The 15156-nt window shown below is 61.0% G+C and carries 15 protein-coding genes and 2 tRNA genes; 12 read left to right on the forward strand and 5 right to left on the reverse strand.

From position 1 onward, the window contains the following. Nucleotides 1-222: 222 nt before the first annotated feature. From AHiyo1_RS00720 to AHiyo1_RS00730, 3 genes are all read left to right on the forward strand, one after another. Nucleotides 223-294: transfer RNA gene (locus tag AHiyo1_RS00720), tRNA-Thr, on the forward strand. A 62-nt stretch (nucleotides 295-356) separates the two neighbouring features. Continuing rightward, nucleotides 357-430: transfer RNA gene (locus AHiyo1_RS00725), tRNA-Met, on the forward strand. A gap of 162 nt (nucleotides 431-592) precedes the next feature. Next, nucleotides 593-793, forward strand: coding sequence for a hypothetical protein (locus tag AHiyo1_RS00730; protein ID WP_059387285.1), 201 nt, complete (start codon nucleotides 593-595; stop codon nucleotides 791-793). Nucleotides 794-1487: 694 nt separating this feature from the next. Here AHiyo1_RS00730 and AHiyo1_RS00740 read toward each other — a convergent pair. Beyond that, the gene (locus AHiyo1_RS00740) at nucleotides 1488-2672 is read right to left on the reverse strand and encodes a site-specific integrase (protein ID WP_084784275.1); all 1185 of its coding nucleotides are present in this window, start codon (nucleotides 2670-2672) and stop codon (nucleotides 1488-1490) included. A gap of 63 nt (nucleotides 2673-2735) precedes the next feature. Further along, nucleotides 2736-3425, reverse strand: a complete 690-nt coding sequence (locus tag AHiyo1_RS00745) for a hypothetical protein (protein ID WP_148667381.1) — start codon at nucleotides 3423-3425, stop codon at nucleotides 2736-2738. Nucleotides 3426-3634: 209 nt separating this feature from the next. Here AHiyo1_RS00745 and AHiyo1_RS00750 point away from each other — a divergent pair, with 209 nt between their 5' ends. The 5 genes from AHiyo1_RS00750 to AHiyo1_RS00770 all read left to right on the forward strand — a co-directional run bounded on the left by AHiyo1_RS00750 (nucleotide 3635) and on the right by AHiyo1_RS00770 (nucleotide 6419). Further along, nucleotides 3635-3853, forward strand: a complete 219-nt coding sequence (locus AHiyo1_RS00750) for a helix-turn-helix transcriptional regulator (RefSeq protein WP_059387297.1) — start codon at nucleotides 3635-3637, stop codon at nucleotides 3851-3853. Continuing rightward, nucleotides 3846-4145 carry a hypothetical protein gene (locus AHiyo1_RS25310; RefSeq protein WP_059387289.1) on the forward strand — a complete coding sequence of 100 codons (300 nt, stop codon included), beginning with the start codon at nucleotides 3846-3848 and terminating at the stop codon, nucleotides 4143-4145. The genes AHiyo1_RS00750 and AHiyo1_RS25310 overlap by 8 nt, the downstream gene beginning before the upstream one ends. Further along, complete coding sequence (locus AHiyo1_RS00760) at nucleotides 4142-4873, forward strand: hypothetical protein (RefSeq protein WP_059387290.1); 732 nt, start codon at nucleotides 4142-4144, stop codon at nucleotides 4871-4873. The genes AHiyo1_RS25310 and AHiyo1_RS00760 overlap by 4 nt, the downstream gene beginning before the upstream one ends. Before the next feature lie 404 nt (nucleotides 4874-5277). Then, complete coding sequence (locus tag AHiyo1_RS00765) at nucleotides 5278-5763, forward strand: hypothetical protein (RefSeq protein ID WP_059387291.1); 486 nt, start codon at nucleotides 5278-5280, stop codon at nucleotides 5761-5763. Between the two features lie 464 nt (nucleotides 5764-6227). Further along, on the forward strand, nucleotides 6228-6419 hold the full coding sequence (locus tag AHiyo1_RS00770) for a hypothetical protein (RefSeq protein ID WP_059387292.1): 192 nt from the start codon (nucleotides 6228-6230) through the stop codon (nucleotides 6417-6419). A gap of 184 nt (nucleotides 6420-6603) precedes the next feature. On the opposite strand, the gene AHiyo1_RS00775 is transcribed toward AHiyo1_RS00770, so the two are convergent. After that, nucleotides 6604-7128, reverse strand: a complete 525-nt coding sequence (locus AHiyo1_RS00775; protein WP_253257152.1) for a restriction endonuclease — start codon at nucleotides 7126-7128, stop codon at nucleotides 6604-6606. A gap of 1079 nt (nucleotides 7129-8207) precedes the next feature. Here AHiyo1_RS00775 and AHiyo1_RS00780 point away from each other — a divergent pair. From AHiyo1_RS00780 to AHiyo1_RS00795, 4 genes are all read left to right on the forward strand, one after another. Then, nucleotides 8208-8564, forward strand: a complete 357-nt coding sequence (locus AHiyo1_RS00780) for a DUF2510 domain-containing protein (protein ID WP_084784281.1) — start codon at nucleotides 8208-8210, stop codon at nucleotides 8562-8564. 46 nt (nucleotides 8565-8610) lie between these two features. Next, the gene (locus AHiyo1_RS00785; protein WP_253257095.1) at nucleotides 8611-9189 is read left to right on the forward strand and encodes an Ltp family lipoprotein; all 579 of its coding nucleotides are present in this window, start codon (nucleotides 8611-8613) and stop codon (nucleotides 9187-9189) included. A 634-nt stretch (nucleotides 9190-9823) separates the two neighbouring features. Next, nucleotides 9824-10924, forward strand: a complete 1101-nt coding sequence (locus tag AHiyo1_RS00790) for a site-specific integrase (protein WP_253257096.1) — start codon at nucleotides 9824-9826, stop codon at nucleotides 10922-10924. Between the two features lie 2 nt (nucleotides 10925-10926). Next, entirely contained in the window at nucleotides 10927-11394 is a 468-nt protein-coding gene (locus AHiyo1_RS00795; RefSeq protein ID WP_059387296.1) for a hypothetical protein, read from the forward strand. 524 nt (nucleotides 11395-11918) lie between these two features. On the opposite strand, the gene AHiyo1_RS25315 is transcribed toward AHiyo1_RS00795, so the two are convergent. Next, the gene (locus tag AHiyo1_RS25315) at nucleotides 11919-13766 is read right to left on the reverse strand and encodes a hypothetical protein (RefSeq protein WP_216363113.1); all 1848 of its coding nucleotides are present in this window, start codon (nucleotides 13764-13766) and stop codon (nucleotides 11919-11921) included. 317 nt (nucleotides 13767-14083) lie between these two features. Then, nucleotides 14084-15156, reverse strand: a 1073-nt coding sequence (locus AHiyo1_RS00805; protein WP_253257097.1) for an alkaline phosphatase family protein, incomplete at its 5' end; no start/stop codon positions are given.

The following is a 15156-nucleotide window of genomic DNA, read 5'->3' on the forward strand; positions in this document are numbered from 1 at the left end:
CCTTGCAGTTCGGGGTTGACTTGGGTGCCCTGATCGCCGTGAACGCGGACACCGTGCCCAACCCGGACCACATCTACCCTGGCCAAGTGCTCCGACTGCCCTGATTCGGACCCTTTCCTGCCCAAGAAAACGGGGCGGATGCAAATTGTGTCGGTGCCGTTTTTCCCTGTCCCGCAGCCGATTTGTGGCCTGAGAAATCGTCCGGTAGAGTATTTACTCGTTGCCCCCCTAGCTCAGTGGTAGAGCGCGTTCTTGGTAAGAACGAGGTCACCGGATCGATTCCGGTGGGGGGCTCTGAATGAGGGCCTGTGTCAAGGCGGTTTTTGACCGGCTTGACGCAGGTTTTTCTCATTCGTGGCGGTGTAGCTCAGTTGGTTAGAGCGCACGACTCATAATCGTGAGGTCGGGAGATCGAGCCTCCCCACCGCTACAGTTTCCGCAGGCCAGAGGCGTTCCGCTTCTGGCCTGCTGCTGTTTTAAGTACCTGATCCAACGGAAACCCAACGAATTGGATTGGGTCGGATCGCCTTGATGCACTTAAATGTCAGAGGGTTCCGGTTTAGTATCAAGTACCACGAGGAGGCGAAGCCTGATGGCACCCACGATTGCTCTGACAAAACACCAACTGCAAAACCATCGCAAGGCGATCCTCAAGAGGCTCGGCGTCTCTCTGAAAGAGTTCACCGAGACGGTCCGCACCAGCACTCTAAGCGGGGCTGAATGGGAAGCAAAGGATCAGCTGGAGGAGATTTACTTCTTGCTCGGTGAACGTCCGCCATGGTCGGTTGAGTGAGCCAACGCTTGAACAGCGGTCAGCGCTGTTCGCGGCAGAAATTCAAGAGACTCTAGACGGTTCCCTCCCAGGGAGCCGTCTAGTTGTGTCTTATAAGGCCCCGTCCGGCGACAAGTTTGTCGTCCGTCTAGAAGACGAGAAAATGCCCCTGACTGTCGCCGGTAAGACCGTGGCGCACCTCGGCTGCTCGATGGAACAGGAACTAGACAGAGCTGGGACGTACCTCAAGACTTGCGGATCAAAGATAACGCTCTGGTCGAAGATCGACAGGACACCCCTGATCAGACTGGAATACGACGCAAGGATGAGAGGTGCCCCTATCTCGCACTGGCAGATCCACGCAGAGCGGGGCGCCATGAGCCACCTTCTGGGACGGGCTCACGCCGTCGATCCAAACAGAGTTAGCAGGCCGCATGAATTCAGCTCTCTTCATTTCCCGTTGGGTGGAGAGCGGTTCCGGCCATGCTTGGAGGACATGATCCAATTCCTCATCGAGGACTGCGGAATAGACTCCGTGTCCGGGTGGAGGAGTGCAGTTGAGTCAGGACGGGAAAAGTGGCGAAGGATTCAACTTAGGTCAGTAGTTCGAGATTCACCCGAGGACGCCGCATCCGTGCTTCGGCACTTGGGTTACACCGTGGCCGGACCGAATCCGGCTGTGACGGACCGACTCGAACCGTTCCGGAAATGGTAGTCAGTGCACGATTTTGTCCAGAACGTCGGCGACTTCGGTATGAACAGCCTTTCGCCCCATATAGACATCTTGGGTCATGGATATTTGAGCGTGTCCGAGCTGGTCAGCGCCAACACGCGCTGAGAGACCCTGTGCGTCCAGCAGGGTCGCCATCGTCTTGCGGAAGGTGTGAGAGGTCACCCAGTCCAGCTTGAGGCAGCTGCGGACCGTGCGCCACTGTTTGTGCACCGCAGACGGATCCCGGAGCGTGCCGAGGGCGGACGGGAACACAACATCGTTGACGTTGCCCATTGCGGAGATTTGACGCCCCATGAGCATGGCGATGGCAAACTCCGGCAGAGGAAGCACTCGCTGGCCGGCTGCCGTCTTCGTGAAGCTCTCCCTGATCATGCCTTGTCCCGGAATGCGGTTGACCTTGCCTGTGATTGAGACCGTTTTTGCGGTGAAATCGATATCTTGCCAGCGGATGCCCAGCACTTCGGAGATGCGGGCGCCCGTTGCGGCGAACATCGTAACGACGTCGGTTAGGTCGGCCGCGGTGCAGTATTGGCTGAGCGTCTGCCGCGGGGTGACCTTATTGGAGGGGTTCAGCACAATTTGGGAAGACCGCATGGCGTCCAGGATGCCGCGAAGTTCGTCAGCCGAGAGTGCACGTGCGGCTTTGGATTCCATTTTGATGGTGCCGACATCCCGAACAGGGTTAGTCGTAGCCGCTCCGAAGCGGACCGCGAGCCCAAACATGCCGCTAAGGATCACGCGGGCGGACTTGGCTACAGAGGGTCCATGATTCGCCTTCAGCGACTTCACGAAACCGTCCAGACGCTGCGTGGTGATCTCCCGGATCCGGCAGCCGCCCAGGCCCTTGAGGACATAGGTGGACACGTATCTGTAGCGCTCCAGGGTACGGATCGCCCGGCCTTCCTCCAACAAGTGGGCTTCGTAAGCATCCCATAGGGCAGTCAGTCTGCTTTCCTGAGTCAGGTCTTCCATGGATGGTGCAGTACGCTCAGCCAGATGCGCTGCGAGCAGCCTTTCCGCTTCGGCGCCGGTGCGGCCGCCGCGTTCCACCAGCCGGGTGACGCCGTCCATGTCTCTGACTCGTGCCTTGGCCACCCAGCGGCCCTTCGCGAGTTCTGTACGGTGGATCTTCCCCCAGGATCCGATCGGGAGCGGAGGTCTAGGCATCTTTCGCTACTAAAGCAGTACGTCCGGCCAGAAAATCGCGGCTGAAAGTTTCGACCACAGCCCTCACGGACTCGGCCCTTTCGGGTGAAAGGTGTCTAATGAAATCTTCGAGGGGGTCGTTGGCGGACGCCTTGGGTTCATCTTGAAGATCGTGACTGAAAGTTTTGAACAGAGCCTCATGGACTCGGCTCTTTCGGGTGGGAGGTGCTTGATAGAGTCTTCGAGGACGCCGGAGAAGGACGCCCAACTTTCGTCCGGGCGTCCTTGGCCGAGGTGGTCGAGGAGGTTGCGGAAGTAGTCCGAGGCCCATGCCTCTTTTGTGTCTTGTCGTTGACTCGGGATGAGACCAAGATCCCGCGCTTTTGCAATCCAGGCACCCGCTGTCCTGGCGGGGATCGCGAAGGTCTCCTGAACACTCTTGGTCGGTGGTGCCTGTACCGCGTGTGCCGTCCTATACACTTTCGCCACGGCTTCAAGGGAATGTCGCGTCGGGCCTGCGTCCCTTATGGCACGGGCCTCTTCGACTCCTATGAGTCCGAATGCTGGATCGCTCTCCGAATCCAGATCCGTTCCACGTCCGAGAGTGGTACGGACGATAGTCGGCAGGGAGAAGTCCCTGAGCGCGATGCCGGTAACTGCAGGGCCGCCGGGTCTCTGCAGGACCGTGAAGCGGTGGACCTCGTACTTTTCCTCGATCAGCCGGCTGACCACCACCAGGTCGTATCCTGAGTGGTTCGTAATTCGCTGGGTCACTTCGTTCCATAGCTCGAGTCCGGGAAACAGTGTTGTCTTTCCGGCGGGCTTGTAGGGGATGGTTTCGCATTGCATAGCACCTAGGCTACAAGAAAGCAGAGGTTTGCAAAAGTTAGTGGCAGATACTTGCAGATTTCTGCATGACGTGCTTCACTAATGGATGCCGAACTTTGCAGGCATCGGCAGGCGTGGATGAAGGAGCTATGAAAATGCAAGGGAAGATTCTCGGAGTGCAGGCGGGCGATGACGAGCGGTTGCTATCGCCCAGGGAACTCGCGGATAGGTACTCGATTCCGGTGCAGACCGTCTACGTGTGGCGAATGAACAACAAGGGGCCACGTGGTTTCCAAGTCGGCCGCCACGTTCGCTACCGCCATTCGGAGGTCTTGGCTTGGGAGCAGTCGCAGTTGGACAAAGAACATGCCTAAGCGCTGGCTGCGCCACAACGGCACTGGGCCGCGGTCGGCTAGGGTCGGCGGTCGTGTAGTGTTCCGCCTCGCCGACGTGATCGCGTGGGTAGACGCTCAGTTCGACGAAGCCGGCTTTGCGGGCATGAACCGGCCACGACGCGATGCGCACTGGGTAGCGAAGATGCGGATAGCTGAACTCACGGCCGCTGCGAGGGAGGCCGCGATCCGATTGCTCGCAAAGGGTGGCGGTGAGCCGGAGGCCTTGGCGCTGCTGGACGAGGTCGGCGAGCACCCACGGGCGAAGCCATGAGCTGGGCTAAATTCAGCGACGACTACGCCGACGATTGCTGGACACTTTCAGACGCGGCGTTCAGGCTTCATGCCGAAGGCATCATCTGGAGCAATCGAAAACTGCTCGATATGCGCATACCCAACGATGATCTGTGCAGGTTCAAACGACCGGAAGCCGTCCATGAGCTATTGGAAGCGGGCTTCTGGAGCGATCGCGGGACCCACTTCGAGATCCTTCATCACTCCGAGTACCAGCGGACCCGTGAAGCAGTGATAGCCACCCAGACCCGGAGCCGCACTAATGGTGCAAAAGGTGGCCGTCCGAAAAAGAGAGAAGTCTGGCAGGGCAACAAAACCCAGCAGGCAACCTCCACTGAAACCCGGCAGCTAACCCAGCCGGTTTCTGAGGTTTCTTCGACCACTGAACCGGAAAATTCCAAGAACCGCGGAAACAAAGGCTCGGGAAACCCAGCAGCTAACCTCATAGCTAACCCAAAGGGACAGGAAGCCTTTAACAGGAGTAGTTCTTCCGAAGCTTCCCTTGAAACTGACTCATGGTCGGAGCCCTGTGCGTCACAGGGGTCCTTGTCTCCGATGCCGAGGGACCCGGAGGCGTTGCGGCGTCGGCAGAAGATCGAAGAGAACGGCATCCGTTCCGTTGAGGAACTCATGAGTTTCCAGTCGATGACGCGGGCTCAGGCGGAAAAGATTTGGGCATCCGCTTATCCGGGTGGGGCGGTGGTCTAGGTGTTCGATCTGCCTTGCGTCACGGATGGTTGCACGGAGATCGCGTTGGATGGTGGGGATAAGTGCGTTGCCTGTCATGACCTGTACGGCTTCCCGGATGGCTGGTCCCGATCCAGGGATGACGCATGGCTCGCCCGCAAGACTTGCACCGAAATCGCGTCGATTCCCTTGCCGCATCGGCCGGGGACTTCCGGGGCGGTTGTCGGCCCCGGACCCATGCATGCTGCTGTTGGGGATGTGCCTCGGTCACAACGAATGAATACACCCGACCTATGGAAGCCCGGAAGGAAGCCCGACCTATGAAAGCAAAGTGTTCTGCCCACCGTTCGAACGGTGAACCATGCCGGCGCCCGCCGATTGCCGGGGGCACGGTCTGTGCGACTCATGGTGGATCCGCGGGCCATGTGAAGGCCGCGGCGGCGCGTCGGGTGCGGACGCAGGAGGTTGAGGCCGACACGCTGGCGGTCATTGCCGCGGAAGGGGTGGAAGGGGTGACCGATCCTTTGGAGGCTCTGGCGTTGTTGGCCTCAGAGGCTTTGGCCATGAAGTCGGCGCTCGCGGCACGGGTGAATGCGCTGTCGGATATCACCACGACGTCGAAGCTGGGTGTAGAGGCCCTGAAGGTCGAGGTTCAGTTGTACGAGAGGGCGATGGATCGTGCAGGCCGGTTCCTGGACCTGCTTGCCAAGTCCGGGATTGAAGAGCGCCGGATGCTGATCACGGAGGCCCAGGCGCAATTGGTGTTCGAGGTCATGAACCGTGTGTTCAACGCCATCGGCCTGACTGCGGAGCAGCGGGCGCTACTGCCCACGGTTGTGCCGAGGGAACTGGAAAGAATGCAGTCACTACAGGTGAATGGAAAACAAGCCACCGGGCAACGGGTCAGATAACAGTGAGGACAGTCATGGGTGAGGAAACGATAGTGGCTGGTCGGTTGGCGGCGGCCACCACGGCGCGTTGTTGGGCCTGATCGAATCTAGGGAGGCGAATGTCTCCGAGGTCGACCGTGTCTACATCGCAGGGGCGCTGGGAGCGCTCGAAGCGTTGGGGCCGAGCGCCTCGCAGACGGTCCCGGCGCCGAATGCGGGTCAACTGTCCACCGATCTTCTATGAGGAAGGTAGAGCGGCGCCAGGAGCCGCTCTACGGTCCTCACGCGGCACGGGGTGCTAAACCACACCTAACACGGACTGCGTGCCTGCCAGCGACCGATTTTTGAGCCAAAGAAGGGTAATCCCATGACCGCCACAATCACTCGACTCAACCGGAAGCCCAAAAGGAACACAACAAGAGAACGAACCGCCCCAACGACGCTCAATGGCGGGTTGAACCTGCGCACGTGGAAGAATGGTGCCTATGAAGGGTCTCGCGGAACTAGCCACGCAGTTGGCGGGATTGACGCCGTCTGAGGCCGGTCGCGTCGCGGGCCAGCTGCGGGATGTCCTGGGGAGCCTGCCCGCAGACAAGGCCAGCTACCTCGACAATCGCATTAGGCGCTCTGTTGAGATGTTCCTTGCAGGCTACAGCGCCGGATCTGGCGCCCACTGAACACTTTCCAGAGAATAGGGGAAGCGGTGCTTCTGGCGCCGCTTGCCCGGTCGTAGGCTCTGAGCAATCGCTGCAAAACAAGTTGGTTTGCGTCGGGTCAGATGTACAGAATTGAGTCGGGGCTTGGGATAGGGACAGCGCACTCATGATGAAAATGGGGGCCACGCAGCGAGTGCGGGGTTGGCTAGCCCGCCTGATTCCCTAGGTCAACGAGCACACGGCCGTCGACCAACGCGACCTGGTGCATCTCGCCTATATTCCGTGCTGCCTTCGTGAACGTCGAGGTCGTGACAAAGATCCCCACTTCACATCGATGGATCTGCATCGCACCAAGGAACCGCTGCATGTCGGGCGACGAAACAGGGTTACCCGGGGCATACCTCTTGCACTGCACGATCACGCGTCGGCCCGATGCATCGAGGCAGAGCACGTCGGCCCCCTTATCGCCGGTGCCGCCGACACGGTTCACGTCCTGGTAGCCAAGCCGGGATAGCAACGCAGCAATCGTGTGCTCAAACTGGGTCGGGGTCATGGCCAACATAATCGAAAGGTCTCTCGCGTTTGCGGCCTGGCGCTGTTCTTCTTCCATCCGGCGCCGCGCTCTGGCGACGTGTACCCGCCAAGCAATACCGATTGCGGCAGCGACGATGATCACAGCGCCGGGGATGGCCAGCAGCAGATTCCGGGCGGCCCAGTCAAGGATCAGCATCACCACGTATCCAATAAGACTCAGTCCCAGCATGAGGAGCATGCACCCTTCCGGGAATAGTCCACCGCTTCTGCTTCGCCGTCGAGCCATCGCCCAGCCGCCCTTCGTACGAGATGTGGACCCGTGCCCACCTGGGGCCGGAGTAGCTTCGAAGGTAAATATAGTCACGGCCACAGACAAAAAAGATGATTGTGCGAAGGCCACGCTGGCCAGTCATCGGGACATTTTCGGCGGATGGTACGGTGTTTCCTACTCCATCTCCTCAAGCCTTCTTGCTGTACGATTTTTCCCCGATTCTGTGCTCTCCTCGAAGAACCAAAATCAGCGACATCTCCGATACATACGGACAGGCTCTTGCCGAGCCCGCAAGCAGATTCCCTATGGCGGCAGGGCCGCGTCACCGGCGATTGGAAGACGAGGACGATGGCGGATCGGAGCGCTGACAGCCCGGTTGGGCGAGGTTGGGGCCTTGCGTTGGCGATCCTTAACTTGGCCTTGGTCCCGACGGTTCATTTATCGCCAGAGTCGGAAGGCCGGCCACTATTCGGTTGGTATCGAGGCTGACCGTCACGATTCTCTTCAGCAGGTCGACGATATACCGGGGGTCGCCGACTTCGTCACACCAGTCGTTGGGGTCGTTGACGATGCCGGAGCTTTGTCGGTTTTGACTTGGTACCGTTCCGCTGCGCGGAATGCGGCACGCGTCGGGTAGCGCGTCGGGCGGTAGGCTCAAATGCTCAGCTTGCCGCAGGCCGACTCACCACCAACCACGACCAGGCCAGGCGTGATGGGTCCGACGCCTGATCAATGCCGACACCACCCCCGTCTTTGCGAAACGCAACGACGCGCGTAGGTTACCCACGGCGCCTCCGCACACCCCCATCTACGGAGGCGCCGGACATCAGGGAAGTCCCCACGCTTGAGTTGACCACAACTCGCGTGGGGGCTTTCCTTTCGGCCGCCTCAACGCGAAGCACCCGAGGCATTCCAAAACAACCCCGTCAGGTCTACAATCGGCGCAGGTTCCAGGAGTTGCGAGGGCTGACTCGTCACAAACTCAACATAAATGGGGGATAAAAATGAGTACACCTGCAGGGTGGTATCCGGACCCGTCGAACGCGCCCCAGACGCGCTATTGGGAGGGCGGTCATTGGACCAGCGACACACGGCCGTTCGTTCCGCCATTGACCCGGCAGGACGCCCCGAAGAAGCCAGTCAAAAAGCGCGGCAACGGGTGGATATACGCTGGCGCGGTGATAGCCGGATTCGGCATTCTCATGGGTTTCCTAGCCGCCGCCACAACGCACGTCGATTCTTATGGCAACAGCGTTCAAGGCGGTCCAACAGTCGGCACCTTCCTCGTCATCATTCTTGGAATCATCCTCGCCGCGACTGGATTCTGCATTCGATTGCTTGGCGCGGTTGAGAAGCGCTAAGTCGATGAAGGGAACCTCGATGACGACGATTCGGAAGTTGGCTGAAATGAAAATACTTGCAGCCCTAGGAGCAGTCGTACTGCTGGCTGGGCTCACGGGTTGCACAGGGACTCCTGCCAGCGACACTCAAAGCACGGGTACAAAAGCTGCGGCTGCACCTGCAACCTCGACGCCCACGCCCACAGTGGATCCTGCCGTTGCAGCGGCAGAGGCAAAAGCATCAGCTGATGCGTCTGCCAAGGCAAAGGCCGAGGCTGACGCAGCAGCTAAAGCCAAGGCGGATGCCGATGCAGCAGCTAAAGCCAAGGCCGCCGCCGACGCCGCCGCTAAAACCGGGACCGTCAGCCAGCAGAACGCACTGCGGGCCGCTGGTGACTACCTCGGTTTCAGCGCCTTCTCGCGCACCGGCCTGATCAAGCAACTTGAGTTCGAGAAGTATTCGACCGAAGATGCGACGTGGGCGGTTGACCGCGTGAAAGTCGACTGGAACGAGCAGGCAGCCAAGTCCGCCAAGAGTTACCTGGGATTCAGCTCATTCTCGCATGCCAGTCTGGTCGGCCAGCTGACCTTCGATGGCTTCACCCCGGAGCAGGCCGAGTACGGAGTGGCCCAGGTCGGCCTCTGACGCCAGAAACGGGCACTGGCGCGGTATGATCGCCAGCGCCGTGCAGTTGGAGTCGTATTTCCCGTGCCGCTAGAAATGCGCGCTCGCTCCTCAGTACTTGCCGAACCGTCGATGCGTACCACTTTCCGCCCCGCGGCAGTCGGCACAGAGCCGCTATTGAGGGTGGCGGCTGTCCCAGCCACGGACGCACCGCTTCGCGCTCGACGCCGAGCAGGAGATTCGATTCGGGGAGTTGTGAGGACCTTAGAGTTGAGTCTCGGAGGGAAGAACCGATGCGCTCGGCCGCTCGTGCGCTATTTGATATAGCACGCCCGTAATAAGATGGCGACACAGTGAGGTCAGGTCAGGAACCCGCGAAAGTGAAGCTCCACATGAAGACAAAGAAGACCTTCAACTTAGTGACCGCAATCCTCTTCGGTGTTGCAATCGTCCTTTCCAGTGTGGCGATAATCGTTGGCCTAACGGGCCTTGACCCTTGATCTTGGACACGGTGTCATTTCGGTTATGCCGCTTTCGTGAGTGTAGTGGAGAGCGCCGTCTCGTAGGCGTTGGGTGAGACGTTGCCGATCGCGGAGTGCCGTCGGCGGGCTACAAGCAGTCGACGATACTTGAATACAGGAAATGGCTTCGCCGCTTGGAGCTGCTCGCGCGGAAACAGGACGGCCGTTACACCGTGGAGCTCGGTGCGGAATTCGCGTCGATGACCACGAGCCCACGGACCGGCAGATTCAGTAGCCAACGCCGAAAATCGTACGGCCGGTTGGTGAGGTTGCTGGATTCCTACACCCTCACCGGTTCGGTCGATCTTTCCACCATGCGGCGTGACGGCGGCGAACCCGCTCCGCAGTCCGAGGAGTTCATCCGGTCGTTGGCCGCCTGGTCAGTTGAGATGGGGCAACGCAATCTGGCGGTAGAGACTCGAAACTCGTACATGCGTGAGGTTCGCGGCTACCTCCTCTACCTGGAAGCGCAAGGAGTAACCTCGCTGCAGGAGGCCAAGGGTGCCAGCGTGCTGGGATTCCTTGAATCGTTGCGGGGACGCTGGGCCGAGTCCTCGATGTGGGTGGCGGTCATCAATCTGCGGGCCTTCCTGAAATTCTTGGGACGGCGCGACTTGCAGGACGCCCTGGGCCTGGCCAACGCCAAGCGCCATCACGGCATGGTTCCAACCCTGGGCGATGAAGATCAAAGCGCTGTTCTCCAGGCCTGCACCCATGGGTTGATTCCGGCCCGTGATGCGGCGATCACCCTGCTGGCGTTGGTGACGGGGCTGCGTGCCTGCGACCTGAGCGCCCTGCGGTTGAGTGACATCAACTGGAGGGAATCAACGATCGGGATCGTGCAGCAAAAGACCGGCAATCCGCTCACGCTTCCCTTGCTTCCGATGATCGCCGAAGCGCTGGCGGCGTATGTCCTCACGGAACGTCCTGAGGTCCGGAACGACCACGTATTCTTGCGCTCCTTGGCACCCCACACCGAGTTCTCGGACCACGCGTCCATCTATGAAGTGACCCGACGAACCTTTAGCGCGGCCGGATTGAATCGCGCCGATGCCGGGACGAGGCTGCTGCGCCACAACGCCGCCACCAGGCTCCTGCGTGCGGGAACCCCGCTGCCAACGATCTCGGCCGTTCTTGGGCACTCTGCCCCGGATTCCACCAACAGATACCTCGGCACGGATACCGAGCACCTGCGCGCATGCGTTCTCACTCTCCCGATGCCGCAGGGAGCATGAAAATGAACAAGCCACAATTCACCAGCGCGCTCGGCCCCGATCTGGAACGGTACCTTGCCTTCAAGAAAAGCATGGGAATCTCCTGCGACGGCCGGTTCTGGTATTTGAGGAGTTTTGACCGCTACTGCGCGGAACGTTCGCTAAAGAACCTTGACCGGTCCACCGTTGAAGGATGGGTTTCTTCCCGGATCGCAAGTCTCCCGAACGGCCTCCGATCGTGGCTGTCGTACATCAGGGACTTTGGCCGTTGGGAACGACTCAATGGCGATGAGGAAGCCTACGTTCTGTCTGACGAGTGGAGATCCGACCTTGTCCGCCCGCAGCCTTACCTGCTGACGAACGAGGAGATCACTAGGTTCTTCGATGCCGCGACACGGTTGGACACCAGATCCCCGTGGAGATGGCAGGGACTCGCGTTTTTCGCCCTCATGCATTCGTGCGGGTTGCGCACCTGCGAGGCGCGTGGTTGATGCCCGGGGACGTGAACCTTGCCGCAGGCGTCATCGACGTGCTCTGGTCCAAGGGCAACCGCAGCCGGCAACTTCCCCTCACCGGCCAAGTCGGTGAGATCCTAGCCGAATGCGACCGGACCTCCCGGAAATTCTTCGGCGCGGACCGGGCGGCTTTCTTCGTCTCCACGGTGGGCGCCCAGGTGCGCCCCAATGCTGTTGGGAACGCGTTCCAGAGGATCTGGGACCAAGCCGGGCTGGGTCAAACACAAGGGCTTTCAGTATCGCGCTACCGACATGGACGACTACTTCTGCGGTCCGGGAAGCCCTTGGCAACGCGGGTCACGAGAACACCCTCCTGTCCCGGGCTGCTCCCAGGCCTGCAGCGGTGCCTGCCGGGGACTAATCCCGGGCTCGACGCTGCGCGGAATCTCGTCGCCACCGAAGGCTACAACTACCCGGCACTCATCAACACAGGACCCGCACACGGGCGCGGCTCCCGGACAAAATCCGGGGCCGCGATCATGCTGCTTTCTAGGTGTATATCAGTTGAGGTAGTAGCCTGCCACATCCGCGATGAACTGACTGGCGCCGGAGGAGCGGTTGTAGAGGGTTACTTTTCCGTCAGCTCCCACGGGTACGACAACGAGGTTCGGGACGATCTGGCCGGTGCTGAAGTTCAGGTTTGAAGCGTTCGGACGGGCGGTTCCTGATGGGTAGGCGGTGGCGAATCCGAAGGACTCGGCCCCGGCCACTGTCAGGTTGAATACCACTGCCGAGACCGTGGCCGGGATGCCGTTGACTCCGCTGACTTGGAAAGAGACTGTGGAATCGGTGCCTACCGGTGTGGCCGTCCGGGTGTCCAGGAACCGGGACGGGGCGATCGCCTGGAAGGAACCCGGGGTGTTTGGCGTGCCGCTGAGGTAATAGCCGGAGACGTCGGCGAGGAGCTGGGTGGCGCCCGCGGAGCGGTTGTACAGGGTGACCATTCCATCCGCACCGACGGGCACGGTGACCAGGTTGGGTACGATTTGCCCGGTGTTGAAGTTCAGGTTGGATGCGTTCGGGCGGGCGGTCCCGGAGGCGTAGGCGGTGATGAACCCGAAGGACTGCGCGTCAGCGACCGTCAGATTGAAGACGACGGCGGAGACATCCGCCGGGATCCCGTTGATTCCGCCGACCTGGAAGGACACGGTGGAATCGGCGCCTACTGACGCAGCGGTTCGGGTGTCCAGGAACCGGGACGGCGCTACCGGCTGAAACGCGCCCGGGGTGCTTGGTGTGCCGGCCAGATAGTATCCGGAGACGTCGGCGACGAGCTGGGTTGCGCCGGAGGAGCGGTTGTAGAGGGTGACTTTGCCGTCGGTTCCTACAGGGACCGTGACGAGGTTCGGTACGATCTGACCTGCATTGAAGTTCACGTTGGAGGCGTTCGGCCGGGCGGTTCCGGAGGCATATGCGGTGACGAATCCGAAGGACTTGGCCTCAGCCACGGTGAGGTTGAACACGACTGCTGAGACATTCGCAGGGACGCCGTTGACCCCGGCGACCTGGAAGGAGACAGTGGAGTCGGGAGCGACAGGCGAGGTGTTCCGGGTGTCAAGGAAGCGGGTTGGTGCGATCGGGATAAGGGCGCCGGGGGCCGGTCCTCCAGCCGTCGCTCCGCCGACCTTGATGACGAGATCGTCGATGTACTCATCACCCATTTGCCTCAGATGCTCGGCCCCGAGCTGGAGGGCCGTCACCGTGGTCGCGGTCGTGTTGATCTGGTTGCTGGAAAAGATGGATGTTCCGTCGAGCCAGACTTCAACGGTGGAGGCTGCCCCGTTGGCTATGACATGCATGCCAACGTGCCGCCATGCATTCAGCGCAATGGAGCCGGAGACCAGTTTGGTGTACGTGAAGCCGGTGGAGGAGGTGACCCGAAGCCACATTTGGCCGTTGTTGTTGTAGCGGTAGATGTCCACGAACCTGGTGGTGTCGAAGAAGAACCGGAAGTATGGGACGTCGTTTCCGGCGACACCGGCGCTGGTGATATTGAACCAGGCATCCGCATAGACATCATTGGAGTTCGCGGGAAGCGGGGTCACAAGATTGGCCAGGGAACCGGGGTCATTGGTCACGTGCAGGTGCGCCGCGCACGTGCCGGAGTGGGCCTGGGTGTTGTCGATGGTGGCTGTTCCGGTTGTTCCGGTGTTGACCGTGAACCCGGCCAGGGTTCCGGATTCGAAGTTGTTGGCCACTACCGTCGTTCCGGGATAGCTGTTCGTCGGAGCGGGAACCCCGGCTGAACAAGTGGTTGAAGCGGCGTTTGCCGGGCCGGATACAATGGCGAGTGCCATTACGGGCACGGCAAGCGCGCTGATGAAGCCCAACCTAAACAGTCGTTTCACTGATCTGTCCTCCCACCTGCGGTCGATACCGGGCATCATCGCCGTTGGGCGTGAAGCCGGGTTGATCTGCCTGTGGCGAGGGTTGTTGCGACGGTTCCCGGCCCAGGCACCCGGCAACGCCGTCGAGAACCTCATGGCACCATGAGGGCGGTTACAGATGCGTTACCAATCCCGGGTCGCGTTGATGACGCCGTTGGCGCGGCAGGGGCTGTTGAGAGTGGCCGGCAGAGGAAGCGGAGACGTGGTCGCCTTGCGGGACGGCGGCTTGGCCAGGGGCGGTTTCCGGGCTTACTGGGGTGGGCGGCTTCCCGGCCAGATCAGGGGAGGGCGTTGAAGACGTCCGGTCCGAAGCTGGGCAGTCCCGGGGCTCCGGCGTAGCCGAGGCGGGGGAGGGAGAAGATGTCCTCGATGGTGGCGAGGAGGCTGTAGTGGTTGTACATCGTTCCGGTGCTGGTGCCCGGGCTGCTGAACGGGGAGAGCACGAGCGCGCCGATAAGGCCTCCGGCTGTTCCTCCTGGCAGGCCGGAGGGGCCCGTTTGGTTGCCGTCCGCTTCGTCGAAGGTGATGATGAGCGCGCCGTCCTGTCGGTAGGCCGGTGAGTTGAGGATGGCGGGGACTTGTTCCTTGAGCCAGGCGTCGGCGCTTTTCAGTCCGCCGGGTTGTCCGTCAACGCAGGGGCTGTCGTGGCCGTCGTGGCAGAGGTTGGGGCTGATGTAGGCCAGGTTCGGAGTGGTGGCGGCAGACTGTAGGTCCTTCGCGAGGTTGGTGTAGTCCACGACGTTGTTTTGGCAGTCGGGGGAGGAAGTGACGCTGGTGAAGTAGACGAAGGGATTGTGGCGGGTGGCGTACTGGTCATTGATTTTGGCGTTCTGGGAGTTGTCCTTTGCGCCTGGTTTCGGGTGGCGGCATGGGGTGCCCATGTCTTCCATGTACCCTTTCCAGGTTCTCCCGGCCGCGCTGAGTTGCCCCGCGAGCGTCGGGACGGAGGCGGGGTAGACGCAGCCGGATCCGAGCACCTGTCCCGGGTCCGCGGTCCCGGTCTGGGTGAACGCGGCGTAGGTGGTGCAGTCGTTGCGCGTCATCGGGTTGGATGCCTGCCCGGAGATCTGGGCGAGATAGTTGGGGTTGGAATGATGGGCGATGCCGTAGTACCGGGTCAGCAGGACGCCCTGGCTGCGCAGGGTCTGGGAGAGGTAGGGGGCAAGCGAATACGGCCCCCACGTTGTGCTGTAGCCCTGGTTTTCGAGATTGATCACAAAGACGTGCCCGATCTTCCCGGCTGCAGCCGTGGGCACGGGGCTGCCGGTGGGCGACGTAGCCGGTGACCCGGACGGGGAGGAGGTGGTGGAGGCGGTGGAGGTGGTGGGGCCGGGAACTGGTGTTCCGCCCC

It is taken from the genome of Arthrobacter sp. Hiyo1 (assembly GCF_001263615.2).
Lineage (GTDB): Bacteria > Actinomycetota > Actinomycetes > Actinomycetales > Micrococcaceae > Arthrobacter.

Coding starts and splice junctions, on each gene's coding strand:
- AHiyo1_RS00770 (WP_059387292.1), top strand. CDS start 6,228: ATGAAGGGTCTCGCGGAACTAGCCACGCAGTTGGCGGGATTGACGCCG.
- AHiyo1_RS00795 (WP_059387296.1), top strand. CDS start 10,927: ATGAACAAGCCACAATTCACCAGCGCGCTCGGCCCCGATCTGGAACGG.
- AHiyo1_RS00780 (WP_084784281.1), top strand. CDS start 8,208: ATGAGTACACCTGCAGGGTGGTATCCGGACCCGTCGAACGCGCCCCAG.
- AHiyo1_RS00775 (WP_253257152.1), bottom strand. CDS start 7,128: ATGCTGATCCTTGACTGGGCCGCCCGGAATCTGCTGCTGGCCATCCCC.
- AHiyo1_RS00740 (WP_084784275.1), bottom strand. CDS start 2,672: ATGCCTAGACCTCCGCTCCCGATCGGATCCTGGGGGAAGATCCACCGT.
- AHiyo1_RS00750 (WP_059387297.1), top strand. CDS start 3,635: ATGCAAGGGAAGATTCTCGGAGTGCAGGCGGGCGATGACGAGCGGTTG.
- AHiyo1_RS25310 (WP_059387289.1), top strand. CDS start 3,846: ATGCCTAAGCGCTGGCTGCGCCACAACGGCACTGGGCCGCGGTCGGCT.
- AHiyo1_RS00730 (WP_059387285.1), top strand. CDS start 593: ATGGCACCCACGATTGCTCTGACAAAACACCAACTGCAAAACCATCGC.
- AHiyo1_RS00785 (WP_253257095.1), top strand. CDS start 8,611: ATGAAAATACTTGCAGCCCTAGGAGCAGTCGTACTGCTGGCTGGGCTC.
- AHiyo1_RS00760 (WP_059387290.1), top strand. CDS start 4,142: ATGAGCTGGGCTAAATTCAGCGACGACTACGCCGACGATTGCTGGACA.